Origin of the sequence: Shuttleworthella sp. MSX8B, assembly GCF_000524295.1 — a bacterium.
Classification (GTDB): domain Bacteria; phylum Bacillota; class Clostridia; order Lachnospirales; family Lachnospiraceae; genus Shuttleworthia; species Shuttleworthia satelles.
In genome coordinates this window covers 1-25,188 of sequence record NZ_JAQT01000011.1, presented here as the reverse complement: position 1 = coordinate 25,188, position 25,188 = coordinate 1, and the positions used below count along the sequence as shown (strand labels likewise).

Below are 25,188 nucleotides of genomic sequence, written 5' to 3'. Positions count from 1 at the left end.
ATAGAACTCTACCTCTGCCGGTTGCCATGAGACGAGGTCTTTCTTCTATTCACAGCAGAATATCTGCAAAGCACGTCTGTGATTGCTTGTTGTGCGCTTATTATAGTAACTCAGCCCTAGAATAATTTACCAATATTTCTCTGTTTTTCATCTATTTCTTTGTCTGATTTTTTCTGTCTCTCCCGCTTTTTTATAAATACCCAAGGCTCGCAGCATAAACCTTTTCTGCCGGGCAATCAGATCCCGCAGCCTATATCCGCAGCATTTCATTTTGCCGGCCATTAGCTCCTCAGGATCTCTGCCTCCAACGCCGCCGCGTCAGAGACAATGGGGCCTGCCCCTCTCTCTTCCAGAAAAGAATGGCTGCGAAATCCCCAGTCAACACTGATACAGTCCATTCCTCCATTGGCTGCCGTCTGCATATCCACCTCGGAATCACCGATATAGACCGCCTCCTCGGGGACAACGTTCAACCGCTTCAGGACGAGATCGGTCATATCCCGGGCCGGTTTTCTCGGGATGCCATCCTGCTCGCCGATACAGGTGTCAAAAAGGCCGGCGAAGACCTCCTCGGCCAGAATTCTGACCGCTTCATCAGGCTTGTTGGATACCACAGCCGTGGGAATCTTCTTCGCGCGAAGGGTCTTCAGAAGGTCCAGAATTCCGGGGTAGGGGCCGGTCTTGTCATTGGCGTGCTCGGCATAGAAGGGCTTATAAATCGTCGCGATCTCCTCCACTTCCTGATCAGATACTCCCTCAACATTCTCAAAGCCCGGAGTTCCTATCCTGACCAGATTCTCTTCCGGCATACCCTTCTCATAGGCTAAAGCCCTCTGAATGGCCACATTAACACCGGAGCCAAAGAACTGCCGAACCATATCGCCCTGATAATCGTGGCGATGGCCGCTCCGCTCCAGAGCCCAGTTGAGGGCAGTCACCAGGTCATCCAGCGTGTTTAGTACAGTCCCGTCCATATCAAAGATTGCCGCCTTGTACTTCATATTTGCTCCTTTAACTTCCTTACTTTTTTCTACAATTTCAGGGTAGCCATATTTGACCAGAGTAGCACAAAGCTCCTCCATTTTTACTGCGTCTTGTCTGTCCCGAACGCGTAGTGAAAATGCCCGCCAATACGATTTTGATCCAGGCCCTCTCCGATCACAATCAGAACCTCCTGGCCCTGCGCGCTGTCACTCAACTCGATTCCATCCGCAGTGGCATTCACCTTAAGCCAGCCGGCCTGACCGGCTCGCTTGACATCTTCCTCGGCATGATTTGTTTCCCCACGCCCTCTGCCATCCGCGCGCAAATTCAAATAGCCCTTCACCCGGATCACATGGCCACAAGCGGGATCCGCGAAGATCTGCCGCAGGTCCTCCGCCAGTTCCTCTCTTGTCGCCTGTACATTCATATAGAAGAGCTGGTCATACTGGTCTTCCCGGCTGACAGGCAGCTTGAGGTGGTCTGCTCGCTGATAACCGGCCCGACAGATCCCCTCCAGATCAGCGTCTGTAAGCTGATCCCACGGTTTGGTCTCTATCTCGCCCAGCGTCAGCCGACGGTCACAGTGAAAATGCTCTAGGGCACGGTTTATATGGTCCACTGTCCGGGAAAAAGATTTCTCATCCACCTCCTGGCTCTTGGATAACACCACCTTTCCGGCATTGGCCAACTGCGATACCAGAAGATAGTCGGTCTCCTCATCCGTATTCTCCGGCAAATGAGCATCCAGGATAGAGATAACGCTTCCAATCTGATACCAGCGGTTGAGCGGTTCCTCCTGAAGGGTGTCGAAGAACTCATCCACGTCATAAATACCCGACGGCTCCACAAGGACCCGGTCATAGCCCAGCATGCCGAGCGTGATGAGTTTGGTCTTAAAGCGTCTCTGATGGGTCTCATAGTCCTTATCTCCCAGAACCATTTCCACATCACAGGACTCTCCCTCCAGATCGGATAAGAGCATGCGATCCACATTGATGGCTCCAAAGTCATTCTCCAGGATCGCGATATTCATTCCCTGATTTATCAGATACCTGGCGTAATGCCGCAGAAAGGTCGTCTTTCCGGAGCCTAAGAACCCGGTAATCAAATCAATTTTCGTCATTGAATCTCCTTTTCTCCGGTTATTTTTGGACACAGCCGCATCCTTTTATCTCAGAGTTTATCTGTCTCTTACGCTTCTTTCCTGCCTTCTGTTACTTTCTGTCCTTCTGTCTCAGATCTCCTTCGCTTATCCCCGCCAGTTCGCGCGCCCGGGCCAGTCCTCCGCCGATATAGTCCTCTCCATAGCGATCCAGAATCTGACTGGCATAACGCCTGTCGGGATCTTTAATCTTATCGATCTGACGGCTGATCGCCTCATGAGCTCCCAGCACATTCTCCATATCCGCAAGAATTTCCAGCGCCAGCTCAGGCAGAGGGTGCATCTGCCCGTCCGTCCAGAAGAGGGACACCTTTTCCAGAGGATAGGATGCCGCCTGCTTCATATTCCGCATGGCCCGCCTCTGACGCATGACAGACAGATCCATCTTGGGCCTGGCAGTCAGATAGAGCAGGAGCAAAGTCAGAAACTCCAGATCCGAGGGGTCAATCCCCTCATCCCGCAGGGGATTGATATCCAGCATGCGCAGCTCGATATGGTTCACGCCTTCCCGGAGCTTATCCAGGGCATTGGTGCCCTTTGGCTTCAGGCGGACCGGATAGTAGAGCTCCGCCGCGGAATAGAGTTTGCCGGTCTCCACATAGTAGTTCATGGAGTCCAGATAATTCGGGATGGCGTCGAAGTCCAGGACGGGTTCAAACTCATTCCAGTAGCCCCTGTCCGAGCAGCGGTAGGAGGAATATATGCCGGCCAAAATCTCCCCCGGCTTTCCACCTTCGAAAGAAGCATCCATCAGGGGGGAGGCCGCCGTCAGGGCGACAATCAGCCAGGAATAAGCCAGCAGCTTCTCCGCCAGGTTCAGGTAGATCTGATCCGCAGAGACGCCCTCTTCCCTCAGGCAGTCCAGGAAAGCCTGTGGATAGGAAAAGTTGAAGTGGATGCCGCACAGAGACTGCTTCTTTCTGCCGTACTTGCCCGCCAGATAGTTGCGATAGACGGTTTTCTCCGCTTTCTCTCCCACGAACTGCGCGATTCGGATATCCTTCTCTGAACGCAGGCAGGGAGGGTTGGAGAAGGGCCAGAGCAGCTCCGGTGTGTTTTGCCCCGCCAGAAAGCGGGCTACCTCCCGCCGCTTGTCCCCTAGCGCCTTGACCAGCTCCCGGGGATTATGGTGTACCCCGGTAATGATCTCCAGCTGGCTCTCGCAAAAATCCCGGTCCAGAACCGGATCATCCCCAAAGGGATGATCCGTCTGTGCCAGAAATCCCTCCGGAGTCACCCGCTGATTTTCTTCTTCCAGACCAAATCCTCCCTGGGTGAAGGTCGGTTCGATCCATTGTCTGATGTTCATTTTGGATGCTCCCTGGGTGTTTCATTGTTTCAAATTGACTTCCTTGCAGTTTACTCCCCTGTATGACTGCCGTCAATCGGCCTTGCCTGCGTCAAGCCCTCCTCGATCGATCGGCTTGTGTCAATCCCCTCCTCCCAGGAGAAGATCTGCTTGTCCTCCACGTAGGCCAGCAATTTCTCCCGCAGAAAGCTCTCCATCTCTTCCAGGAGAGGGGCCGGATAGTGACAGTAGCCTCCCTCTGTCACAAAGGGAAACTGCACACTGGCGGCAAAGGGCTGATTGCGGCGCAATCGCTTTAAGTAATCCGCGGAGACGCGAAAGCTCCCTATGCTGACGTCCATGATCTGTCCAGGAGACAGGTCTGTAAAAATCCGGTCCACCAGGTCTGCGTAGGCCTTTTTCCAGCCGGGCTGAAAGATCATGGGGTCCAGGGCCAGCCGGACAGTCGCGCCGGCCTCGACAGCAGCCCGGACGCTCTTGAGCCGGGCAGTCAGGCTGGCAGCTCCCATCTCCATCTGTCTGATATAGGTCTCCGGGGACAGGGTCCAGGCGAAGATCAGATCCTTTCGCCCCCGGTAGTGATCCCAGCCCGAGAGCAGAGCCGCCTTGGTCCGAACCTCAAGGCTTAAGCCCGGCCGCTCAGCCGCGAAATCGGCCCAGGCAGAGACATACCCTGTCACCGCCTCCAGCGCCAGCAGATCCGTGTCGTAGGAGACGCAGAGGTAGACCGGATGCTCTGTCAAAAGCCGGTCCACCTCCTCCATAATCTCCTCCAGATTGACGAAGATAACGATATTCCCGGAGGGGTACATCCCCTTGAGATAACAGTACTCACAGTTGAAGGGGCAGTTCATGACGGAAGACGCGTAATAAAAATGACTCCTTCCAAAGCTCTGGCAGACCGGCGCCCCCGGGTATACCGCCTCCCCCTGGCGGACAGCCAGAATCAGACTCCGGTGATTGATCTGCAGACCGACATCCTGCCGCCTGCGATTGAAGACATCCTTATAGTGATCAATCAGGATCTGTTCGGCCCCTGGAAAATGCCTCAGAATCTGTCCGGTTCTCGGCCAGTCCAGAGCCCTTTTTTCGATGTAAATATGGCGAAACTGCTCACTCATCCCGCATCACCCAGTCTGCAAGCTCCCTCAGGAGAAGCTTGCCCTGTCGCCGGTCCGCCGCGGGAAGCTTCTCCTTTGCCTCCATTTGCTTAAGGCGGCCTCTCCAGTCCTTTCCCGCCAGACCGGCATAGGTCAAAAGCTGCTTCAATTGCTCTTTCATGCTGGCGGAGCAGCAGAGGTCACCGGCTCTTCTGACAAGCTCCTCCTGACCGGGCAGGACAGCTGCCATCCGATCTGCTGTCTCTTCTTCCTTCCGGGCCTCCTTCATCAGGGCCCTCAGATAGGCCTCTATCTGCGAAAGCCCGCTTCGCATGCGAGTCTCCAGGAGCTGCGCGGTCATCCTCTCTCCCTCTGCCTGTCCCCTGTCAGAGACCATCTTCAGGATATGAATTTGCTGAGGCCCCAGGTAGCTGTTGGCTGCCTGAAAAAAGGCCGCCCCCTCCATATCAAAGAGCGAGACGCCGGCTCCGCTATTTGGTCCTCGTCCCGCGGGGCTTTCCCCGCCCAGACCCCCTTTTGGGTCACAAACCGTCCTAATTTCTTCCGGAGTCCAGATCCTGGATCGGCTGTACAGAGCAGCCTCCGGCAGGGGGAAGGCACAAGGGTAGATCAGGTCCGGGTAGAAGCTCCTTCTCCCGTCCGCGTCGATCAGTCGGTTGACCCGATAGGGACCGACATATTGACCGATCATCTTCCCCGCCGCGCTTCCGACCAGGACAAGCGAAGCTGGGCCGTGCACAGCCAGGACAGCGCCAACTGCTGCCGCCACAGCCACCGGCCCCGGTCCGGTCAGGGTCAAAAGGACTTCCCCCCTCTCATCCTGATACTGGCGATATGGCAGTTGGCTTTGCCTTGCGCGCATTCCCGTCATTCGAACCAGTTCTCTGACCTCCGGCCACAGGGCCGCGAAGAGCAGTATCCGCATCTCTCCTCCACTCTCTGTCTGGCGAATATGATATCCGCTTTTCCTGAAGCTCCCTGCGCCTGACACCATCTTCCAGGTCTCTTTCCAAAATCTCTGCCGCATACAGGCCCACAGATGTCAGGCAGGCGCATGATCCTCATGGACAATGAAGCAGTCGCGCCGCGAGCATTCCATCTCCATGAATAAGAAAAGAGCTCCGGATCCCCTCCGAAACTCCTCTTCCTTAACAGCAGTCGGCGTGACAGGATTTGAACCTGCGACCTCTACGTCCCGAACGTAGCGCTCTACCAAGCTGAGCCACACGCCGATGACTTCCTCCTTGGGAAATCAGCCCTTGAATAATAACAAATCCTCCCCCAAATAGCAAGGGGGAGGTATTCCATCAACAACCGCTGTCAGAGGCTATCTGTCAATGACCGCTGGACGGACTGGCGGGACTGTCCGTTTCGCCCCCGCCTCTCTGGTTCGTGCTGTTTGACTCTGAAGATTTCCCCTTTGAACTGCTGGACGAAGAGCTGTCCTCCGACGCGGGCGACTCCTGCCCGGTGGAATCCGTCTGAGACTTGCTGTCGCTGTCCGCGGAATTCTTCTTATCCTCCTTCTGCCCATCAGTCTCCTGACTTGAACTGCTTCCGCTGGACTTGCTGTCAGAAGACGTCTTCGATGTCTCCCAGGAGAAGTTCTTGTAAGTCAGCTTCTTGTGGGCCGCGGTCATGAAGTCCCTCCAGATCCGTCCCGGGTAATTGGCCCCGGTCAGATTCTGCATGGACCTGGGCGTATCATAGCCGGTCCAGATCGCCGTGGTGTAATAGGGTGTGAAGCCGCAGAACCAGCCGTCCTTATAGTCGTTGGTCGTTCCTGACTTGGCCGCGGCCACCTGGTTACTCAGCTTCAGGCCTGCGCCGGTTCCGTAATCCAGAACCGCCTTCATCATAGTGATCATCTGATGAGCGGCATCCGACTTATAGATCTGTGTCTCCCCGTGGTTGTTCCTGTAAATGGTGTTGCCATTCTTGTCGTCAATATGATCGATGCAGGTCGGCTCACGGTATTTGCCGTCATTCTCAAGCGCCGCGTATGCCGAGGCCATCTCTACGGTTGTGACCCCGTTCGTCAGTCCGCCGATCCCCGCCGCCAGATTCTCATCATTCTTGGATATCTCCGCGAAATGCATCTTGTAGAGATACTGCAAGCCCTTGGCCGGCTTAACATCCTTAAAGACCTTCCAGGCAACCGTATTCAGCGAATAGGCCACGGCCTGGGTCAATGTGACATTGCCCATATAGGAATTGCCGTAGTTCTGAGGTCCATTGGTAATGGGGGCGTCCTGCACGCGGGTGTCGGGCGTATACTTTCCGGTCTCAAGCGCCGGCGTATAGACTAAAATGGGCTTGATGGAAGAACCAGGCTGACGGTAGGAGCGATAGGCGCGGTTCAGCGTGTAGGTCGTGATGTTATCCTGGCTTCGGCCGCCGACAATAGCAACCACATTCCCGGTCGTGTTGTCAATGACGGCCCCCGCGGACTGGGCCGCATATATGCCCTTATCCGTCGTCTCGCTCAGCTTGCTCATGTTCTTGTCCACTGCGGTCTGGAGGGACTGCTGTAAATTCGCGTCCAGACTGGTGTAGATCTTGTAGCCGCCTGTGTAGAGTTCGGAGGCGTAGCTGTCGTACTCCTTGCCGTACTTGTCCTCATAGGCCTTGCGCTCATCATCGCTGTTGAACTGATACTGGAAGTCAAATCCGTCCGCCGTCATCAAAGCCCGCACGGCGGAGTACTCGGCGAAGGTGGTCTCATAATTATGGAACTCCTTCTGATCCTGGGACAGATTCAGGGCGATCTGCTGCCCGGTGGCCTGATCATACTCCTCCTGGCTGATCTTTTTATCCTTGAGCATGTTCTTGAGAATCAGAGTCTGTCTCACGACCGTGTTCTCAGGGTGATTGATCGGATCATAATAGCTCGGGCGATTGGGAATGGCGCACAGATAAGTGATCTCCGCCAGGCTCAACTCGCCGATATCCTTGCTGAAATAGCCCTGGGACGCGGTACCGATGCCGTAGAAGCCATTCATGAAATAGACATTATTGATGTAGAAGTTAAGGATCTGGTCCTTGGAGTATTTCTTCTCCATTTCCAGGGCAACAAAGATCTCCTCCACCTTGCGCTCCCAGGTCTTATCCTGGGTCAGAAAGACCGTTCTCGCCAGCTGCTGGGTAATCGTGGATCCGCCCCCTGAGACCTTGTGGTTTCTGACCATGGCAAGAGCCGCGCGGGCAATTCCCTTGAGGCTGACGCCGGGATGGCTGTAGAAGCTCTTGTCCTCAATAGCGACAAAAGCCTCCTTGACCTGCTTGGGCATCTTATCACTGGTCACATACTGAATCTTCTTCTTGCCCCCCAGCTCCGCCAGTTCATTTCCGTCCTTGTCGTAGACAAAGCTGGATCGGGAGGCCTCGAAGGTCTCCTCCGAGGAATTGGCCACCAGCTGAACCGCCTCGTCGTGCATGGCTATGATTTTACTCGCGTAGCCTCCCGCTACTAGGTAGATCGCAGCGAACGCAATCATGATCAGGAGGATGAGAAGAATCAGACGAACCACACGCCAGACTCTGCGCTTCTTCTTTTTGGGCTTGTTGGGCTTGGGGTTCCTGTGCTCAGGGCTCCTGTGCTCAGAACTCCCGACTCTATGCAGTTGTTCATTATTTTTAATCTCACTCATAGCCCGTATTTTACCTTCTGCCTTCAATATAAGCAACTTTTTCCTGACCGGCAAAAGCCTGCGTTTTCCTGATCGACGAAACCCTGCGTATTTCCCCTGACCCGGCGTCGATCCTTTCATATGGCGACTGTATCCTTCGCCGGCGATGGATTCTCCTCTTGCCGACCGCCCTGCTTCTTTTTAAAATAGGATCAAGCGCACTGCCAAAGGACAGCCGGCCGGGCGATATGAGAGGGCAAGGTCGGCCGAAAATGAGCCAGTAGCGGAAAGTCTATGGGAGTTTGATGAATCAAAGTTCGAGGAGGGGAAAATGACTGAGTCAGAGATCTGGGGCAGAGGTCCTCATGGAGAAGAAGTGAGAATTTGGACGATTTCCAACAGGAGGGGTCTGCGCGCCAAATTCATGAATCTGGGGGCTGTCCTGCTGGAGCTGGATGTTCCAGACCGCAGAGGAGAGACCGCGGACATCGTCCTGGGCTACCGGGATCTGGAATCTTACTTCCGCAATTTCGCCTGCTTTGGCGCCACTGTCGGCCCCAACGCCAACCGGATCGGCCAAGCAGCCTTTGCGCTGGAGGGAAGGCTCTATCATCTGGAGGCAAATGACGGCGTTAATAATCTGCACTCCGGCTCCGACTCTTTTCACCACCGCGTCTGGCAGCTGGTAGAGGCCGGTGAGAATTCTATCTCATTTGCCATCACAAGCCCTCATATGGACCTTGGTTTCCCCGGCAATCTGACCATGACCGTTTCCTATCAGCTGAGCGAGGACAACCGCCTAATCATCGACTACGAGGGCATTTGCGATCGCACTTCTCTCTTTAATCCGACCAACCACAGTTACTTCAACCTGGCCGGCCACAATTCCGGTCAGGTCTTCGATCAGCTGCTGCAGATTCCGTCCGACGCCTTCACCTATGCTGACGCCGCTTCCATCCCCGACGGACAGATCCGTTCTGTTGAGGACAGTCCCATGGACTTTCGCGTGCCAAAGCCCATCGGCCGGGATTTTAAAGCAGATTATGATCAGCTGAAATATGCGGGCGGATATGACCACAACTGGATTCTGCGAGACTGCAATGGCCAGGTTCGCCCCGTGGCCACTCTCTCGGATCCCGTCTCCGGCCGCCGGATGACCGTCTCAAGCGACCTGCCCGGAATCCAGTTCTATACCGGCAACTACATTGATGAGCGTGAGATCGGCAAGGGAGGCTGTCACTATCCCAGGCAGGGCGGGGTCTGCCTTGAGACCCAGTACTTCCCCAATGCCATCAATGTCGAAAGCTTTACCTCTCCTCTGATCTACGCGGGGCAGCCTGTGCACAGCCGAACCGTCTTTGCCTTCTCTGTGATCTGACAGAAACTACCTCTGTCTGCTTACCCTGTCGGAGATTCTCTCATTGACCCGATGGGCAACAAGGGTGGTCAGTATCTTTCCTGTCTCTACCACAGGGATGCTCTCATCGATCCTGTGGCCGGCAAGTCCGGTCAGCATCTTGCCTGCCTGTTCCCGCCGGGGAATTCTCACTCGTATCTGAGGGCATCGATCGGATTCATCCTGGCTGCCTTGCTGGCGGGAAAATACCCGAAGAAGATTCCGATCCCCATGGAGAATCCCAGGGCGATCAGGATCCCTCCCAGGGACGGCCTGGCCGGATAGCCCAGAAGCTGAGAGGCCGCTACGCCCAGGGTGATTCCCAGAATGACCCCGATCAGGCCTCCGATCAGACAGATGACCATGGCCTCTACGATAAACTGAGCCCGGATGGAGGAATTCCTGGCTCCCAGGGCCTTGCGGGTCCCGATTTCCCTGGTTCGCTCCGCGACGGAGACCAGCATGATATTCATAACTCCAATGCCTCCCACCAGAAGGGCAATTCCCGCAATAATGGAAATGGCTGTCGTAATCGTCCCAAGCATGGTCATCAGCATGTTGACCAGACCGCCGAAGGTGACCGCTTTGGCCTGGTAATTCGGATTGTTCCGATAGTAGGGCTTAAAATACGTATCAATTGCCGCAGTCAGCTCCTCCTGGTTCTGCTTCTGATCCAGCTGCTGATCGGCATGCCCCGTCGCCGCGATAACCTGAATCATGCGGTAGCGACCGCCCGTCTTGCCCACCATCTGATTGTAGGTTCCGATCGGTATATAGAAAGAGGAACCCGCGAAGGCAGTCTGTGTCGCCGCGTTTCTGCTCTCGCTCTGATAGACTCCCACGATCGTAACGCCGTAAGTCTTTCCGTCCAGGGACATCTCAATCTCCTGGTTCAAAGCGTCCTGTATCCTGTCGCCAAACATCTTTTCCGCCGTCTCCTTTGCGATCAGGGCTACGCGGCGTTGATTGGTAAAATCCTCGGCCGAGAACATTCGCCCGGCCTGAATACTGTTCGGATGATTTAAGAAAAACCCGGCATTTACCCCCAAAAGATTGACGTCCGCGCTCTGTCTGCCCGTCTTCTGACTCAGCTTTACATTCCCGCTCTGTCCCCAGACCACGACGGCCCGGACCCTGTCCCCCAGGTAGTCGACCAGTCCCTTGACCATGGCGTCGCTGATGTAATCGCTCTCCTGCATGCTCTCTCTTGTCTGCCGGCCGGCAAAGCGGATCCCGTCCACCGCCTGCCTGGGATCTCTCTCCCCCTTCTCCTCTGAGCGCGGCATGACATTGACATAGATGTCGTTGGCGCCCGCGCTCTGCATATTGTCGGATATGGAGAGCGTCAGGGAATTTCCCACGGTGAAAATGGCGATGACAGCCGAGATTCCGATGATAATTCCGAGCATGGTAAGGAAGGCTCGTATCTTGTTGGCCTTAAGACTGGCAAATGCCAGCTGGATATTCTCTCCCAGGAGCATCAGTCTCTCCCTCCCTGATCCATGATCTGACCATCGCGAATCGCGATGATCCGATCGGTTTCCGCCGCCAGCTCCGGGGAGTGGGTGATCAGGATAATGGTCTTGCCCTGCTCCCTGTGCAGCCTGTGAAACAGATCCATGACCAGACGTCCGGTCTTGGTATCAAGAGCTCCGGTGGGTTCATCCGCCAGAATGATGGCCGGATCGTTGGCCATGGCCCGGGCAATCGCCACCCTCTGTTTCTGTCCGCCGGACAGCTCCTCGGGCAAATGCCTGGCCCGGTCTGTCATCTCCACCATCTCCAGAAGCTCCCTGGCCCGGGCTCTGCGCTCGCTCCGTCCCAGTCCGGCATAGAGCATGGGAAGCTCCACATTCTTCTGGGCGTTTGTCTTGGCGATCAGATTGTAGGTCTGAAAGACGAAGCCGATCTTCTTGTTGCGGATATCGGACAGATCGTTGTCCGTGACCCGGCTCAGATCTATCCCGTCCAGAAAATACCGCCCCTCTGTGGGCCGGTCTAAGACCCCGATCAGATTCATGAGCGTAGACTTGCCGGATCCGGAGGGCCCGACAATGGAGACAAATTCTCCCTCCTGTACAGAAAAATTGATATCGTGCAGAATCTCCAGCTCATTGGGCTGGCCCAGGTAGAATCGCTTTACAATGTGCTCTAAGCGGATGACCTCTCCCATCAGTTTACTCCTCCGCCTGCCCCCATGGAATTGAGCAGCTGATTGACGGAATTGTCACTCTTTGTCTCCGGAACCACGACCTGCATCCCCTCCTGAACCTGATCAGAGACAATCTGGGTATAGTAGGTGCCCTCCAGACCTGTCGTGACCGCGATCCGTCTGACGCTGATCTCCTCCTGCTTTTTATCCCCGCTCTCTCCTGTCTTCTTGTGCTCGATAATCTCAATGAAGGAGCTACCGTCTTCCGCCTTCTGCACGGATTCAAAGGGGACGCTGAGGGCGTCAGGCGCCGAAGAGGTGATAATGCTGACATCCGCATTCATCCCCAGGCGCAGGCGATCATTTCCGGCAGGAAGGGCAATTGTCACTGTAAAACCGGAGGAGGAAGATCCGGAAGAAGCTCCCGCAAGATCTCCCAGGCCACTGAGACTTCCCAGATCCAGTCCTCCGATTGAGCCCAGCCCACCAAGTCCTGTCCCGGAGGAGGAAGATCCGGCCGCCGGGGCGACCGCCGTCACATTGCCGTCCAGTTCCGCCTCCCCAGTCGCGTCCGTCTTGACCTTGACCGCCATCCCCGCCTGAACATCGGGGATGTCCGCCTCCGCGACCGTTGCTAAAATCTGGAAGGAGGAGTCGTCTTCGATCCTGGCAATGGTGCCGCCGCTGTAGGTCTTGCCCGCTTCCGCCTTCACCTGCGTCACCAGTCCGTCCATAGAGGCTCGTATCGCGCCCTTGTCAATCTGCTGCTGCAGTTGATCCAGCTGATTCTGCAAGCTTGATATACTTGACTCTGTGACAGAGGATCCGGCATTCCCCAGAGAGGACAAGTCGGCAGACGGTGCATTTTCAAGAGCCTCCAACTGAGCCTGCAGCGCTGTTTCCTGTGCCTGAAGGGCCGTCAGGGCTGCCTGGCTCTGCTCAACCTGGACCCGGTCTGCCGCCAGCGTGGCCGCGTCCGCTCCGCTTCCTGTCTCCAAATCCCGCTTCAGCTTGTCCTGGGCCTGGCTCAGACTCTTCTCTGCCTGGTCTTTTCTGCTCCTGACCTCCTCCAGCTTCTCCTCGATTCCCTGCAGCTGGCTCTGCTTCGCCTGGGCTGCCTGCTGAGCCAGCTGTGTCTCCGTCTCCTTCTGTGCCTGACGGGCAGACCGGATCTGCTCCTTCAGACTGTCGCGGCTGGCCTCCAGGCGGCTGGTATCCATCTGCGCGATCAGCTGACCGGCCCTGACCCGGTCCCCCACCTTGACATTTACGGTCTTGATCGGGCTGGCCAGAAGATCACTGGTCAGATCCTGACTCTGCACAGAGGTCACCTTGCCGCTTCCCGTGACCGACTTGACGATCGTCCGTCTGGAAATCGTCTCTGTCTTCGGCTCCTTATCTGCGGCCTTCTTACCGAACTGCGCGCGGACGATGGCAGCGATGACCAGAGCTAAAACGATGATCAGAAAAACAAGCAATTTCCTGTGCTTCTTCCAAAACTGTATGAATCTCGCCTTCATAATAAGCCTCACGATATTCCAGGATTCCAGGCTAATGTCAAACCCCCGCCTGCTACCTCCAACCTTCCATCTTCCGCGCCAGGCTTCTGGCCTGCTGCCTTCAGGGCTACGCCCGGTCTGTGCAGCCCCTGGCCTTGTCTGATATGCTTTCCCAGCAGGCTGTCCTCCGCTGATTTACTGTCTATTATAGACATCCTTTTCCCCTGGACACAAGAAAAAGGAACCGTGAAAACGCGTTCGCGCAATTCTCACAGCCCCTGGCTTCCTATTCAATTTTAAAGCCACGACACAGAGGTGTCTGGCCAGCCATCAGGGATTTTGGCTCTCGTAGGCATTGGCCTGCGCTTCATCTAACAATTGTCCGGACGCGTATACATAGGCGGCCACCCGCTTTCCGCTGACAATGAAGCGGTCAGACGTCTTAGAGCAGGTAGACAGGGTCACCACCTTATCATCCGCACTGACCTGCACGTCCGTCTTAGTCATGGCGTCCTTCTCTAGAAGCTTCAGATGGTTGGCGTAATCCTCTCCCTTGTCCTTAAAGACGGCATAGACATCGCTGTTCTCGTTCTGGTCGGACCACGCAAAGACCTGATAGCGATAGACCACATCTCCCCGGATAATCTGAAAATACTGATGATCCTGGTAATAATTCGGATCATCCTTGTAGTCGCTCAGACTCCCGAACATGGTCTTGTTATTCATCTGGTGCCCGTAGACCAGGGAGTGGTAGTCCTCGAAGTTCGGCCGGTTCTTCCCCTCCAGGAAGATGGAGCCGGCAATCGCGTACTTGCCGTCCATGGACTTTCGCAGCCAGTAATTATCATCATTCTCCTTGTAGAGCACCGGATAATTGACGTGGTCATTGTTCTCCATATAGATCCAGGCCTTGACCGTGTCATTCTGCTTGAGCAACTCGGGGAAGTCGACCATCACCTGCTGATACCACTCCTTGGCCTGTTCTTTCGATGAATCCGCCACAGTGACCGCGCCCCTGGCGTTCTGGTACACCTGCTCCGAGTCATGATAATCCTTCAGCGTCAGGAGGATCCTCCCCCCTGAATATACGATTACCAGGAAACAGACAGCGATCAGGATGTTATAGACAATTCCCGACTTCTTCCTCTTCTCCTTCTTTGGCTCCTGCTTTATTTCTCTCATAGAACTTCCAATCAATTGCATTTATGAATGTTTTGTGAATAGAACCCATTCTAATCAATCGATTGGGCAAAGTCAATCCGCCTGTTCCCAGACGTATTCCAGGTTCGCGGGATCCCTTTTGTCTGCCCGGCCCGGATTCGGGGAGTAGGCTCTCGACAGAGACAGGGAGACATCCGGGGTTTTCTTTGCCCTCAGATCCCGGGCGAGAGAGAAAAGAGCCAGTGCTGTCAATCCGCCTGCGGCCAGCCAGTATGCCAGAATAAGGCGGTTGCTTGTCCCGTAAATGGCAAGGACTCCGCTCAGAAGGCTTCCCAGGGTCAGAGTCAGTACCGCGGCGTCCCAGATACTTCTGGTCAGGGAAGAAATCGCCCTTCCGACGCCATGGCCTCCTTTTTGCCTCAAGCCGGCCATTGTCCCCGCATCCGCGTCTTCTCCGGGATCAGCTCCGATTCGGCCTCTGCGATGACCCTTGACCCCGGACCAGAGAATCAGGCTTGGAACCAGACCTCCCAAAAGGGGAATCAGGAAGGCCAAATACATGGCCGGGGCATACACTCCATAACTGAAACACTCGTAAATCAGTCCGAAGGCCAGGATAAATCCGGTCATAAGTCCATAGTTTCTGCTTCTTTTCTTAGCTTCCGATGTAGACAATGTCGCTCACACTCCTCTCACTCGTTCCGTGTCCCGTTGTTGTGGGATTGTTGATTACCTTACCCTGGAAGACCATGGTGGAGGATCCTCCGCCGTCCAGATTGTAGGCCGTTGTGGCCCCAAGAGATTTCATGAACTGGGCCAGTTGGTAGAGGGAGAGTCCCTGGCTCTCGCTGCTACGCCCATCAGAGACCACAAAGACATAGTGACCCTGTCCGACCTGGCCGATCGCGGTTCTCGGGTTGGAGGCCATGGCCTTGCCCACCTCGGAATTGACCGTCACAGTGACATTGCCGTCCTGAATCAGACCCGGTCCAAAGCTATAGACCTGCCAGGCCCCTTGATCAACCAGCTCCTGCGCTGTCGCGTCGGAGGCATTAACCACCTTCATGGATCCATCTGTCCCAATAGCCAGGACCTGATCATCGCTGTCAGCTGTAGACCGGTAGACAACGCCGTTGCGAACCACATAGCCGGATTCCTGGGCCCCGTAGTAGTCGCCATTAATCGCGAGGATCGCTCCGACGCTGTCAGCGATGCTGGATGTCTTGGCTGTCACGTTCTTTCCGTAGGTCCCCTGGGCGAAGGCGCTCTTGATGTATTCCGCTGAGCTGACCTGAACATCCGCCACATAGATATAGGTACTGTTCTCATAGAAGCGGTATACCGTAATGGTCACATTGTCGTCCGAATAAGTCCCTACAACCGTCGCGTCAGCATACACTCCGCTTCCGCTGCTCCCCTCCGTCAAGGTCCCGGTCGTCTGACTGGAGCTGCTCTTTGAATTCCCTGAGGAGGATGAAGAGCTCCCGGAGCTGCCTGACGATTTCAGACTGGCGAATTCCGAGCTGCTGAGAGAGCTCTGGCTGGACGCGGCATAGGAACGGGCCAGGACAAAGGTATCCAGGAGAAAATAGCTGCTGAAGGCGATCAAAAGGGCCGTCGAAGCGATACGAAATCTTCTTCCTGCCAGTCCCCGGCCCTTTCCGCCGTCTGATTTCTTCTGAGTCCCTGATCCGGGATTCTTACCTTCTCTGCCCTCCTGAAATTCGTCCTCTATTTTTTTCTTCTCAGGCCACATAGGGCACCTCCTTTCTCACAAATACAAAGTTCTTCTGGACCAGATAGCTGAAGATAAAGATGGTCGGTTCCGCGATCAGCTTGGCGGTCAGTGCCCCCAGCCCAAGTGCGGTCAGCCCATAGACCAGACATGTGTCAGCGCAAAGCACCAGGACAGCCGTCAACGCATAGCGGCTGAAACTTCTTCCCAGCCTGCCCCGATGATGGAAAACGAGCTTCCGGTTCAGACTGTAATTAAAGGCCGCGCTGATCAGACGGGCCAGGACGTTAGCCCCGACGACAGGAATCATCAATGTCATCAGGGCATAGAGCAGATAGTCCAGCCCAAAGGACGCGAGAGAAACTCCGGCAAAGGAGATGATCTGCTCGAAAATCACCCTGTAGATGCGAATGGAGTCCCTCACCGCATGGAAGTGACTGCCGGCATTATTGTTCTCATAGATTGTCTCGATCGGGATCTCATAAATGGGGATCCGATCTCCGGCAAATTCTAAGAGCATGCGCATCTCGTACTCATACCGCTCTCCGCCGATCTTGCACATTTTCGGAATGTAGGCCGTACAGAAGGCCCGCAGTCCCGTCTGCGTGTCCGAGACCTTCTGCCCTGTCACCAGAGCAAAGACCTGACAGGTCAACCGGTTTCCCAGCTTACTGCGCAGTGGGATTTCCCCGGAAAAATGCCGGCTCCCCAGGTAGAGTCCGTTGGCCCCATACAGGCAGCGGTGAGCCAGATGCAGGGCATCGTCCGGCCTGTGCTGTCCATCTGCGTCCATTAAGACCACAACGCCGGGCTTCTCAACCAGCCGTCTCAAATAGGCAAGACCTGTGCGAAGAGCAGCTCCCTTTCCCCGATTCTGCGGATGCCGAAGGAGCATCAGGCGAAATCCCGTCTCCGCCCTGCTCTCCCTCGTCTTTGTCCTGCTCTCATCCGTCTCAGGCATGGAATCGGAGTCCGATCCAGCCTGGCCGGCCAGTTCCTCAAGACAGCGAAAGACAGCCTGGGCCTCCGGCCTCCTGCTTCCGTCATCCACAACCAGCACATGCAGATTTGCCTCCAGGGAGCCGCTTCTGCCCCGCAGCTCCTCCACAAGTTCCAAGAGCCTATCGTCCGGCTCATGGGCCGGGATCAAGATGAAATAGTCATCCATAGCGTCCTCCTTTCCAAGTCTCGCTCTCTTCCCGCGCTCCGGAGTCAGTATGATATGAGCTGGTCGCTCCTCATATTTCTTCATCCGTCATCGCGCGATCCGAATTGACTTGTACATAGACTAGACGCCCGCCCTTAAATGAACCTTAAAGCGAATACTCCCTGGCCAAAAAATAGAGCGCTTAAGTCAAACGACTCAAACGCTCTTTCTGATCACAACTAAATTCTCTTTTTGCGACTTTACATACTCTCTTATCTTGCCTGTCTTCTCTTCTTCGCAACCAGACCGCCTGTAAGCACTGCCGCGAGAAGGAAAAGGGAACCATAGACGGGAAGCCCGCCCAGATTATATCGGCCGGTCCATACGCAGAATCAGCTTCAGCATATTGCCCGCGGCTCTCTGCAGTTCCGCCAGCGTCAAAGGATAGGGAACTTCCCCCTCCTTCTTTCCAAGGGCATTCAAAATATCGTCGACATCCTCCTGACTGCCAGGCATGGTCAGGTCATTTCCAGCCTTGACACAGCCTGACGCATAGGAATCGCCATACTTTCTCTCACTGGAATTACCGCCGGGATCCAACTGCCCCATACTGCCTGTCGTCCCCCAGTCCGTCATGATGATTCCGTCAAATCCCCACTCATCTCGGGCAATGGCCGTCAGAAGATCGTAGCTGTTTGCCGTATGCTCCCCATTGATCAGGTTATAGGAAGTCATAATCGAACAGGGGTGCGCAGTCTCAACCGCAATCTGAAAGCCCCTGAGGTAGATCTCGCGAGCAGCCCTCTCACTGACATGAGAGTTGACATGATTTCGATTATCCTCCTGATTGTTAAAGGCAAAATGCTTGATCGTCGTGCCTGCACTCTTATGTTTCTGCACGCCCAGGGTATCGGCCGCAGCGCATTTCCCGGTGATCAGCGGGTCCTCTGAATAATATTCGAAATTGCGACCGCAGAGGGGAGAGCGATGAATATTCATGCCGGGAGCAAGCCAGAGGTCGACACCCAGCTCTTCCATCTCCTCACCCACAATATCGCCTGCCTCTTCAATCAGATGCAGATCCCAGGTCTGTGCCAGGAGCGTCGCGATGGGAATCGCCGTCGTGTATTGATAGTAGTCTATCGCGTCAGCGGGTATCTCCGGCTTGGGAGCCAGAGTCTCCAGAAACTCAAAGCCTGGGATTGCCATACCGGAGGTCAGGACATTCCCCTTCGTATCTGCCTTGAAGCTTTTGGACAGGCGAAGTCCTGCCGGCCCATCCGCAGTCACCAGATTGCGAACTCCGCAATCATCGATCAGAAGAGATGTCGTATCCCCGGCCGCGCCGACAACCGCAGTCGATGATGCGCCGATCTGAGGACCTGAGGCACCAAACTGTCCTCGCTGACTTCCGACGCAAAGAGCGGCCAATTCCTCCGGACGCAGCTGCCCGAGGAAATCCTCCAGACAAATCTGCCCCTCTCTCACCTGCTTTAAAGTCAACCGCCTTGTCTGCGCCGCACGCAGGGGAATCTCTTTCGGTAGTTTGGAATAAGTCACCCTGCGGCTGTCTATCTCCTCTGCCATAAGCTCCAAAACCAGGGCATTGGCAATCTCTGCCTCCTCATCAGGATAGGAATAGGGCCTGACACCTGTTCTGGACAGCTCCTGCATTCGGCAATCCAAAGGCAGGCGATTGGACAGGTGTTCCGTAACTACTTCCCGATCCAGGTGAATCCTTGCGACAACCCGGCTGTCTCTGGAGTGCTGACCAAGGCGGATCAGATAATCTCCGGACTCCAGGATCCAGGCGGCCTTCTCCTCATCATAGGAAGCCAGCGATCTGGTTGGGATCTCGATAGACAGATCCTGATAAGCGCCTGGCTCTAAAAGGGTGGATTTGGCATAACCCCTCAACTCCTGGTAGGGCTTCTCCAGCCTTCCGGCGGGCGCGGAGACATAGACCTGCGCCAGACCCCGGCCCGCATAGCGATCTCCCGCATTGATTATTCTTACCTGCAGACGAATGGTATCCCCATCAAGCTCGATGTCATTTGCCTCAAGTCGGAACTTCGTATAGGACTTACCATAGCCAAAGGGATATTGCGGGGTCACATTAAAACTGTCATAGTACCGATAACCTACGTAAATTCCCTCGGTGTAGTACTCATCATCCAGATCTCCATTCCGATAGCTGAAGCTGTCGGCAATCGGCGTATCTTCATAATTGACCGGCCAGCTTGTGGTCAGATGACCAGAGGGTGTTTCCTTTCCGGTCAGAACATCGGCCAGAGCATAACCCCCATAATTGCCGGCCTGGGACATAAGAAGAACCGCATCTATCCCCGGAATGGATTTGATTGCCTTCATATCAATGACCCCGCCTACATTAAGAACCAAAATCAGATTCTCATATGCGACGGCCAGCTTCTTCAAGGCCTCAATCTCCTCTTCGAAGAGATAATATTGTCCCGGATCAAGCCGGCGATCCGCTCCCTCTCCTGAATTCCTTGAGAGGACATATATGGCCGTATCTGTCAAATCCGTCTTGATATCGTCATCCTCAACAGACACAATTGCCGGCTCAATAAAAGGGTTCGTGAAAATATCCATAATTGCGCTCTGACCATTCCCGCGCAGGTTGGCAGTGATTTTCTCCTGATACTGGCGCAGCGCGGCTGCCACATTCTGACAGTCGCGATCAATCCACTCCTTCGTGACAACCTGATAACCGGCATTCTCCAGTCCCATCTCAACGTTGACGATCTCACGGCTGTTGACATCGCCGGATCCGGTCCCTCCCTTAATCGTGCGCCGCGCTCCATTGCCATAGAGAGCGATATTCCCAGATGTCTCTCGCAGCGGAAGGGTACCGTTATTCTCCAGGAGAACCATTCCCTGGCTTGCAATTCGCCGAGAGCGTTCTCCGTTGCGCCTCTCCCTCTCAGAGACCTCTGGACTTCTGCTTGCATAAAGTTTCGCCATTCCTCACCTCATTTCTAATCTACCTCATTGTTCCGATATGATTTCCTATATGATATAGAATTTCCTCCATAAAAACTTCAGTTTTCATAAACGATGAAATGATCTCTCACGGATATTGCTTTGATATGAATAAGAGTAACACAGAGTCCTGTAAATTTACCTGTAAACTTTGAGAACTAACCCGCAAATCGTTTGAAATACAAGGATATTTGCAGGAGAACAGATACTTCTTTGGGCTTGTTTTTCATGAGGAGGGGAAAGTCAATGTTGCTCTGCACCCGTGTGGGAAAACAGATACAATCGCAAAATCTCCTTGATGGGCTTCGACGATCTGTTGGACAATCAGCAGCCCAAGTCCATGCCTCAAATCAAGTCGTTCATCTGTGCTTTTCATATAATGAGGCTTTTCTTCCATCTCCTGCAGTTTCTCCGCAGACATTCCTATTCCGTTATCTGTAACCGCCAGGATAAGTTTATTGTTGGATATTGCAAGAGAAAGGCAGATTTCACAGCCCTGCGGATTGTATTTCATGCTGTTCTGAACAAGGTTGTTCACAGCTCGTAAAATCAATCTGGTATCACATTTTAATACAGTATTTTCGGAATCAGGAGTAATCTCAATTCTGATATGATAGCTGTCGGCAACTCCTGTATTCAACAAGTCAGCTACATAGGAGCGCAGTAATTTGGATAAGCGAATTTCTTCTTTATGAAGCGGTTGCATTTCATATTCCAACTGCGATACTAAATTCAAATCCCTTACCAGCTCTTTGATCTTTACGCTTTGTTTCCGTACGATTTCTGCCTGTTCCCGAATGGTCCTGCTGGCAGTTTCATTTTCTGCAATGCGGCCCGCATACCCCATAATCATGGAGAGAGGTGTGCGGATGTCGTGAGAAATACCGCTGATCCAGTTTGCGCGTGCCTCATTTTGTCTGTTCAAAATAGAAGAAGCCTTGGTCACGCTACTGGCAATTTCCGATAGTTCGCCGCTGATGTGAAGGGAAACTGTTTTTCCGTCCGCTAGAGTTTCTATAGCAGACACAATCGGTTCGGTGCTGCGAACGATTTTACGTTTAGAAAAATAATAGGCCAAAAAGAGACATAGAACATCCAATGCAAACATTCCCAATGCAAAGACAGGGAATCGCCTGAGTATAGCAATAGAATAATAATTGCTGGTGAGTTTTGTATAACTGTCTTTTGGATACCCCAATATCAGCAGCCCGTCATCGGTGTTCCAGACAAAAACCGGGTAATCCTCAATATATCCTTTTGAAAACAGTGCAACATCTTGGATGGTATAGCTTTTCGGTACTTCATCGGGCAGATCAATCGACCAATAACATTTTCCATCTGCGTTTAGATAAAGCGCCCAAATATGATTCTGCCGGAGCTTTTGCAGCGCATTTTCCGACACTTGTTCCGGCGTGGCGGCAGCAGCAGTCATTTTCAACATGGATTGCGGAGATGAATCTCCATAATCCTCGGTCACCATCTTTTGAAATGTCAAAGTGAATATTACTGCGTTAAGCAACAGCAATATCAAGATAAAGGCGGCAAAAGATATGAGGTGTTTCGATATATAATTTGCAAATGATCTCATAACATCACTTTCTTGCTGTCAATTTGTAACCTAACCCTTTAATCGTTATCAGGGACACAGGCTTTGACGGGTCGGTTTCGATCTTTTCCCGGACGCGCCGGATATGAGCATTAAGGCTGTTTTCATAGCCAAAGGGATTATCTCCCCATAGCGCTTCACAAAGCGCATCCACGGTAACAATCTTTCCTTCATTGTGGGCAAGTGTTTCGAGTAAGGTGTGTTCTTTGGCGGTTAAGGAAATAATTTCGCTGCCCTTATGAACTTCGGCCCGGCTAAAATCAATCGTACATCCGTCTAAAACAAGCAGCGGCGCATCCTCTTTATAGGCGCGACGCAGTACCGCATAGATACGCAGTAATAATTCCTGCGGCATAAAAGGCTTTGAAATATAATCATCTGCACCAAGACCCAAGCCCGATAATTTATCTGTTGCCTCGTCTTTTGCTGTCAGGAAAATGATCGGTACATTACTAATCGTACGGAGCTGCTGCATCAGAGAAAAGCCGTCTCCATCCGGCAGCATGACATCCAGAACAATGAAATCAGGATTTTCTTTTTTTGCGATTAAAATAGCCTCTTTGACAGACGCAGCCGTAAAGATCGTTTCAAATCCTGCATCTTTCAATATATCCGTTACCATCTTCAATAACTCCTGTTCATCATCTACCAACAGGAGCCTCTTAGTGTGCAAAAAGGAATTGTCCATAGCGTTTTCTCCAATCTGATTCCCTGATTTTCATTATATCATCGGCGTATATTCTGCGGTCTCATCCCTTAAAAAGTAAGGTAAAAGTAAGGACGGGAGAATGTAGATGTCAGGTTGCAGTTATACCATAAAACCATAAAAGCATCGAAAGGAGATATTTCTATGGACTATATCATTACAACGGAACAGTTGACAAAGAAGTATAAGAATTTTACTTCGGTCAACAATGTTTCACTTCATATTCGCAAGGGCAGCATTTATGGTTTCCTTGGTCCCAATGGCGCGGGAAAATCCACAACTATGAAAATGCTGCTGGGCCTGACGGCACCGACAAAGGGCAACTTTACCATTGATAATAAGCAGTTTCCGGGTGATCGGATTAGCATTCTCAAAGAAATCGGTTCTTTCATTGAAGCGCCGTCCTTCTATGCAAATCTGACCGGTCGGGAAAATCTCGATATTATTCGTCGCATTTTAGACTTGTCGAAAACCGATGTGGAGGATGCCCTGGACCTGGTAGGGTTGACCGAATTCGGTGACCGGCTGGCCAAAAAATATTCACTGGGTATGAAACAGCGTTTGGGTCTTGCCGGAGCACTTCTGGGGCGCCCGCCAATCCTGATTCTGGATGAACCTACCAACGGTCTTGATCCGTCCGGTATTCACGAAATCCGCAATCTGGTAAAATCCTTGCCCAGTCTTTATAACTGTACGGTGCTGATCTCGTCCCATATGTTGTCTGAAATCGAATTAATTGCGGATGATATTGGTATTCTAAACCACGGACGACTTTTGTTTGAGGGAAGTATGAATGATCTGCGTCAATATGCCCTGCAATCCGGTTTCGCTGCGGACAATTTGGAAGATGTTTTCCTTTCTATCGTTGAAAAGGACAATACAGAGAGAAAACGGAGGGCTAGATTATGAAAATTCTGGCAATCGAACTTCGGAAAGAAAAGCGTACCGGCGTGATTCCTGTCCTGCTGGCTGTTGGTGTTTTGGGAGCCGTCTACGCGTTTGTTAATTTCCTTGTGCGGAAAGAGGCACTTCTAAATCTTCCGCTGGCTCCTATGGATGTCCTGCTTACCCAGCTTTACGGCATGATTCTGGTTTTGAATCTGTTCGGTATCCTTGTTGCTACCTGCATAATCTACAACATGGAGTTTAAGGGGAATGCTGTCAGGAAGATGTATATGCTTCCTGTAAGTGTCCCGACAATGTATCTATGCAAATTTTTACTTCTGACGGTTATGTTTTTGCTTGCAATCGTGCTGCAAAACTTGACGCTTGCACGAATCGGCATGGCGGATCTGCCGGACGGAACATTTAAAATGGGTGCCTTGCTTTGCTTTGCCGGATATTCTTTTATCACATCCATGCCGGTGTTGTCCTTTATGCTGTTGGTTTCCTCGCGTTTCGAAAATATGTGGGTGCCGCTTGGCATTGGTATCGCCGGGTTTTTAAGCGGTATGGCTCTTGCAAATTCCGATCTGACTCTTCTGTTGCTGCATCCTTTTGTGGTCATTCTCAAACCGGCGGTAGCCATGAGCGCCCAGCCTGATCCGACGGTTACACTTGTCGCTTTGGCGGAAACACTGTTTTTCCTTGCCATGGGTTTGTGGTTGGCGAAGTATAGACGCTACGAGTAGGAGGAATGAGAAAATGAGCTTTTGTGATTTACTCAAAATCGAGTTTATAAAAGTAAAACGATCAAAGATCGTACCCCTGATCTTTATTGCACCTCTACTAGTGGTTACAACCGGTGTTGCAAGCCTAAGCCACCATTTTACCCCGGAATCTACAAACGCATGGTCTGCCATGTTCATTCAAAGTACACTGCTTTATGCGTATTATCTGTTACCACTCAGTATGATCGTTGTCTGTGTGATGATTGCAGGTCGGGAAACTGGAAATAATGGTATTCTGAAAATGCTGGCTTTGCCAATCAGCCGATATGCGCTTTCCATTGCCAAGTTCTGCGTGCTGGTATTTTATCTGTTCATGGAAGTAGTGGTCTTTCTTGTCGTCTTCCTAATTGCCGGGATGCTTGCAACACAGACAATGGGAGTGACAGAAGCCTTACCGGTCCTGTATCTGCTGCAACGGTGCCTGGGCTTGTTTCTGACAATGCTGCCGAGCATTGCAGCTATGTGGGCAATTACTGTGCTGTTTGAAAAGCCGATTCTTTCTGTGGGATTGAATTTGTTACTTATTATTCCTGGCGTATTGGTTGCGAACACGCCGCTGTGGATTGTTTACCCGTATTGTTACAGTGGTTATCTTGTATCTTGCTTGCTCTATGACTTTACGGCAGAAACATCCGGCGCTGCTTTCGAGATGCTTCCCTTCCTGCCATGTGCGGTTGTAATGTTTGTTCTGTGTTTCGTATTGGCAGTTACCCAGTTTGGGAAAAAAGAAATGAGGTAAATTATCAGAAATCACGGGTTATAGGACAAAACGTGTTGATGGCTAATCCCATTGATCATAGAATCTGTCCACCTTATGGAAATCGCTCCAAACAATAGCATCTCCCCATATCGAAAGATTTTTTTCTAGTTTTTGCTTCTCACTCATCTTTTTATATATGGCGGCAATG

The 25,188-nt window shown here is 52.8% G+C and carries 21 protein-coding genes, 1 tRNA gene and 1 pseudogene; 4 read left to right on the top strand and 19 right to left on the bottom strand.

The window, feature by feature from the left end; translation table 11 throughout:
• Nucleotides 1–281: 281 nt before the first annotated feature.
• The 7 genes from HMPREF1508_RS02485 to HMPREF1508_RS02455 all read right to left on the bottom strand — a co-directional run bounded on the left by HMPREF1508_RS02485 (nt 282) and on the right by HMPREF1508_RS02455 (nt 8,226).
• Nucleotides 282–1,001: an HAD family hydrolase gene (locus HMPREF1508_RS02485; RefSeq protein WP_044959150.1), complete on the bottom strand. Its 720-nt coding sequence runs from the start codon at nt 999–1,001 to the stop codon at nt 282–284.
• A gap of 83 nt (nt 1,002–1,084) precedes the next feature.
• Nucleotides 1,085–2,107, bottom strand: coding sequence for a GTP-binding protein (locus HMPREF1508_RS02480; protein ID WP_044959149.1), 1,023 nt, complete (start codon nt 2,105–2,107; stop codon nt 1,085–1,087).
• 91 nt (nt 2,108–2,198) lie between these two features.
• Complete coding sequence (locus tag HMPREF1508_RS02475) at nt 2,199–3,455, bottom strand: hypothetical protein (RefSeq protein WP_049906852.1); 1,257 nt, start codon at nt 3,453–3,455, stop codon at nt 2,199–2,201.
• 50 nt (nt 3,456–3,505) lie between these two features.
• Complete coding sequence (locus HMPREF1508_RS02470) at nt 3,506–4,576, bottom strand: SPL family radical SAM protein (protein ID WP_044959147.1); 1,071 nt, start codon at nt 4,574–4,576, stop codon at nt 3,506–3,508.
• Nucleotides 4,569–5,501, bottom strand: coding sequence for a hypothetical protein (locus tag HMPREF1508_RS02465; RefSeq protein WP_156923157.1), 933 nt, complete (start codon nt 5,499–5,501; stop codon nt 4,569–4,571). The genes HMPREF1508_RS02470 and HMPREF1508_RS02465 overlap by 8 nt, the downstream gene beginning before the upstream one ends.
• A 233-nt stretch (nt 5,502–5,734) precedes the next feature.
• Nucleotides 5,735–5,808, bottom strand: a tRNA-Pro gene (locus tag HMPREF1508_RS02460).
• Between the two features lie 102 nt (nt 5,809–5,910).
• Nucleotides 5,911–8,226: a transglycosylase domain-containing protein gene (locus HMPREF1508_RS02455; RefSeq protein WP_242834482.1), complete on the bottom strand. Its 2,316-nt coding sequence runs from the start codon at nt 8,224–8,226 to the stop codon at nt 5,911–5,913.
• 310 nt (nt 8,227–8,536) lie between these two features.
• Here HMPREF1508_RS02455 and HMPREF1508_RS02450 point away from each other — a divergent pair, with 310 nt between their 5' ends.
• Complete coding sequence (locus HMPREF1508_RS02450; RefSeq protein ID WP_044959140.1) at nt 8,537–9,583, top strand: aldose epimerase family protein; 1,047 nt, start codon at nt 8,537–8,539, stop codon at nt 9,581–9,583.
• Nucleotides 9,584–9,589: 6 nt separating this feature from the next.
• Here the strand turns inward: HMPREF1508_RS02450 and HMPREF1508_RS10340 are convergent, their stop codons facing one another.
• The 11 genes from HMPREF1508_RS10340 to HMPREF1508_RS02395 form a co-directional block, all read right to left on the bottom strand.
• Nucleotides 9,590–9,754, bottom strand: a complete 165-nt coding sequence (locus HMPREF1508_RS10340; protein WP_198015548.1) for a hypothetical protein — start codon at nt 9,752–9,754, stop codon at nt 9,590–9,592.
• On the bottom strand, nt 9,751–11,082 hold the full coding sequence (locus tag HMPREF1508_RS02445; protein WP_044959137.1) for an ABC transporter permease: 1,332 nt from the start codon (nt 11,080–11,082) through the stop codon (nt 9,751–9,753). Before HMPREF1508_RS02445 ends, HMPREF1508_RS10340 begins: the two co-directional genes overlap by 4 nt.
• Nucleotides 11,082–11,774: an ABC transporter ATP-binding protein gene (locus HMPREF1508_RS02440; RefSeq protein ID WP_044959134.1), complete on the bottom strand. Its 693-nt coding sequence runs from the start codon at nt 11,772–11,774 to the stop codon at nt 11,082–11,084. The genes HMPREF1508_RS02445 and HMPREF1508_RS02440 overlap by 1 nt, the downstream gene beginning before the upstream one ends.
• Nucleotides 11,774–13,273 (bottom strand): efflux RND transporter periplasmic adaptor subunit, encoded by a 1,500-nt coding sequence (locus HMPREF1508_RS02435; protein ID WP_044959131.1) that lies wholly within the window; start codon nt 13,271–13,273, stop codon nt 11,774–11,776. Before HMPREF1508_RS02435 ends, HMPREF1508_RS02440 begins: the two co-directional genes overlap by 1 nt.
• Nucleotides 13,274–13,582: 309 nt before the next feature.
• On the bottom strand, nt 13,583–14,434 hold the full coding sequence (locus HMPREF1508_RS02425) for a class B sortase (protein WP_044959127.1): 852 nt from the start codon (nt 14,432–14,434) through the stop codon (nt 13,583–13,585).
• Nucleotides 14,435–14,506: 72 nt separating this feature from the next.
• Entirely contained in the window at nt 14,507–15,043 is a 537-nt protein-coding gene (locus HMPREF1508_RS02420; RefSeq protein ID WP_044959125.1) for a hypothetical protein, read from the bottom strand.
• 25 nt (nt 15,044–15,068) lie between these two features.
• The gene (locus HMPREF1508_RS02415) at nt 15,069–16,169 is read right to left on the bottom strand and encodes a phosphodiester glycosidase family protein (RefSeq protein WP_198015547.1); all 1,101 of its coding nucleotides are present in this window, start codon (nt 16,167–16,169) and stop codon (nt 15,069–15,071) included.
• Nucleotides 16,159–17,316, bottom strand: coding sequence for a bifunctional glycosyltransferase family 2/GtrA family protein (locus HMPREF1508_RS02410; protein WP_044959124.1), 1,158 nt, complete (start codon nt 17,314–17,316; stop codon nt 16,159–16,161). The genes HMPREF1508_RS02415 and HMPREF1508_RS02410 overlap by 11 nt, the downstream gene beginning before the upstream one ends.
• Nucleotides 17,317–17,661: 345 nt before the next feature.
• Nucleotides 17,662–20,280, bottom strand: a complete 2,619-nt coding sequence (locus HMPREF1508_RS02405; RefSeq protein ID WP_044959122.1) for a glycoside hydrolase family 3 protein — start codon at nt 20,278–20,280, stop codon at nt 17,662–17,664.
• A gap of 244 nt (nt 20,281–20,524) precedes the next feature.
• Entirely contained in the window at nt 20,525–21,886 is a 1,362-nt protein-coding gene (locus tag HMPREF1508_RS02400) for a sensor histidine kinase (RefSeq protein ID WP_044959121.1), read from the bottom strand.
• A 4-nt stretch (nt 21,887–21,890) separates the two neighbouring features.
• Nucleotides 21,891–22,592 (bottom strand): response regulator transcription factor, encoded by a 702-nt coding sequence (locus tag HMPREF1508_RS02395; protein ID WP_044959119.1) that lies wholly within the window; start codon nt 22,590–22,592, stop codon nt 21,891–21,893.
• Between the two features lie 162 nt (nt 22,593–22,754).
• Between HMPREF1508_RS02395 and HMPREF1508_RS02390 the strand changes: the two genes are divergently transcribed.
• Genes HMPREF1508_RS02390 through HMPREF1508_RS02380 form a run of 3 tightly spaced genes read left to right on the top strand, consistent with a single transcriptional unit; the run spans nt 22,755 to nt 25,019 of the window.
• Nucleotides 22,755–23,519 carry an ABC transporter ATP-binding protein gene (locus HMPREF1508_RS02390; RefSeq protein WP_044959117.1) on the top strand — a complete coding sequence of 255 codons (765 nt, stop codon included), beginning with the start codon at nt 22,755–22,757 and terminating at the stop codon, nt 23,517–23,519.
• Entirely contained in the window at nt 23,516–24,241 is a 726-nt protein-coding gene (locus HMPREF1508_RS02385; protein WP_044959115.1) for an ABC transporter permease, read from the top strand. The genes HMPREF1508_RS02390 and HMPREF1508_RS02385 overlap by 4 nt, the downstream gene beginning before the upstream one ends.
• 13 nt (nt 24,242–24,254) lie before the next feature.
• On the top strand, nt 24,255–25,019 hold the full coding sequence (locus tag HMPREF1508_RS02380; protein WP_044959113.1) for an ABC transporter permease: 765 nt from the start codon (nt 24,255–24,257) through the stop codon (nt 25,017–25,019).
• Between the two features lie 42 nt (nt 25,020–25,061).
• Here the strand turns inward: HMPREF1508_RS02380 and HMPREF1508_RS10515 are convergent.
• Nucleotides 25,062–25,188: pseudogene (locus tag HMPREF1508_RS10515) on the bottom strand (IS256 family transposase); the annotation flags it as partial.

Coding starts and splice junctions, on each gene's coding strand:
- HMPREF1508_RS02380 (WP_044959113.1), top strand. CDS start 24,255: ATGAGCTTTTGTGATTTACTCAAAATCGAGTTTATAAAAGTAAAACGA.
- HMPREF1508_RS02410 (WP_044959124.1), bottom strand. CDS start 17,316: ATGGATGACTATTTCATCTTGATCCCGGCCCATGAGCCGGACGATAGG.
- HMPREF1508_RS02485 (WP_044959150.1), bottom strand. CDS start 1,001: ATGAAGTACAAGGCGGCAATCTTTGATATGGACGGGACTGTACTAAAC.
- HMPREF1508_RS02390 (WP_044959117.1), top strand. CDS start 22,755: ATGGACTATATCATTACAACGGAACAGTTGACAAAGAAGTATAAGAAT.
- HMPREF1508_RS02420 (WP_044959125.1), bottom strand. CDS start 15,043: ATGACCGGATTTATCCTGGCCTTCGGACTGATTTACGAGTGTTTCAGT.
- HMPREF1508_RS02440 (WP_044959134.1), bottom strand. CDS start 11,774: ATGGGAGAGGTCATCCGCTTAGAGCACATTGTAAAGCGATTCTACCTG.
- HMPREF1508_RS02395 (WP_044959119.1), bottom strand. CDS start 22,592: ATGGACAATTCCTTTTTGCACACTAAGAGGCTCCTGTTGGTAGATGAT.
- HMPREF1508_RS02465 (WP_156923157.1), bottom strand. CDS start 5,501: ATGCGGATACTGCTCTTCGCGGCCCTGTGGCCGGAGGTCAGAGAACTG.
- HMPREF1508_RS02475 (WP_049906852.1), bottom strand. CDS start 3,455: ATGAACATCAGACAATGGATCGAACCGACCTTCACCCAGGGAGGATTT.
- HMPREF1508_RS02455 (WP_242834482.1), bottom strand. CDS start 8,226: ATGAGTGAGATTAAAAATAATGAACAACTGCATAGAGTCGGGAGTTCT.
- HMPREF1508_RS02385 (WP_044959115.1), top strand. CDS start 23,516: ATGAAAATTCTGGCAATCGAACTTCGGAAAGAAAAGCGTACCGGCGTG.
- HMPREF1508_RS02415 (WP_198015547.1), bottom strand. CDS start 16,169: ATGTGGCCTGAGAAGAAAAAAATAGAGGACGAATTTCAGGAGGGCAGA.
- HMPREF1508_RS02425 (WP_044959127.1), bottom strand. CDS start 14,434: ATGAGAGAAATAAAGCAGGAGCCAAAGAAGGAGAAGAGGAAGAAGTCG.
- HMPREF1508_RS02400 (WP_044959121.1), bottom strand. CDS start 21,886: ATGAGATCATTTGCAAATTATATATCGAAACACCTCATATCTTTTGCC.
- HMPREF1508_RS02480 (WP_044959149.1), bottom strand. CDS start 2,107: ATGACGAAAATTGATTTGATTACCGGGTTCTTAGGCTCCGGAAAGACG.
- HMPREF1508_RS02405 (WP_044959122.1), bottom strand. CDS start 20,280: ATGGCGAAACTTTATGCAAGCAGAAGTCCAGAGGTCTCTGAGAGGGAG.
- HMPREF1508_RS02435 (WP_044959131.1), bottom strand. CDS start 13,273: ATGAAGGCGAGATTCATACAGTTTTGGAAGAAGCACAGGAAATTGCTT.
- HMPREF1508_RS02445 (WP_044959137.1), bottom strand. CDS start 11,082: ATGCTCCTGGGAGAGAATATCCAGCTGGCATTTGCCAGTCTTAAGGCC.
- HMPREF1508_RS02450 (WP_044959140.1), top strand. CDS start 8,537: ATGACTGAGTCAGAGATCTGGGGCAGAGGTCCTCATGGAGAAGAAGTG.
- HMPREF1508_RS02470 (WP_044959147.1), bottom strand. CDS start 4,576: ATGAGTGAGCAGTTTCGCCATATTTACATCGAAAAAAGGGCTCTGGAC.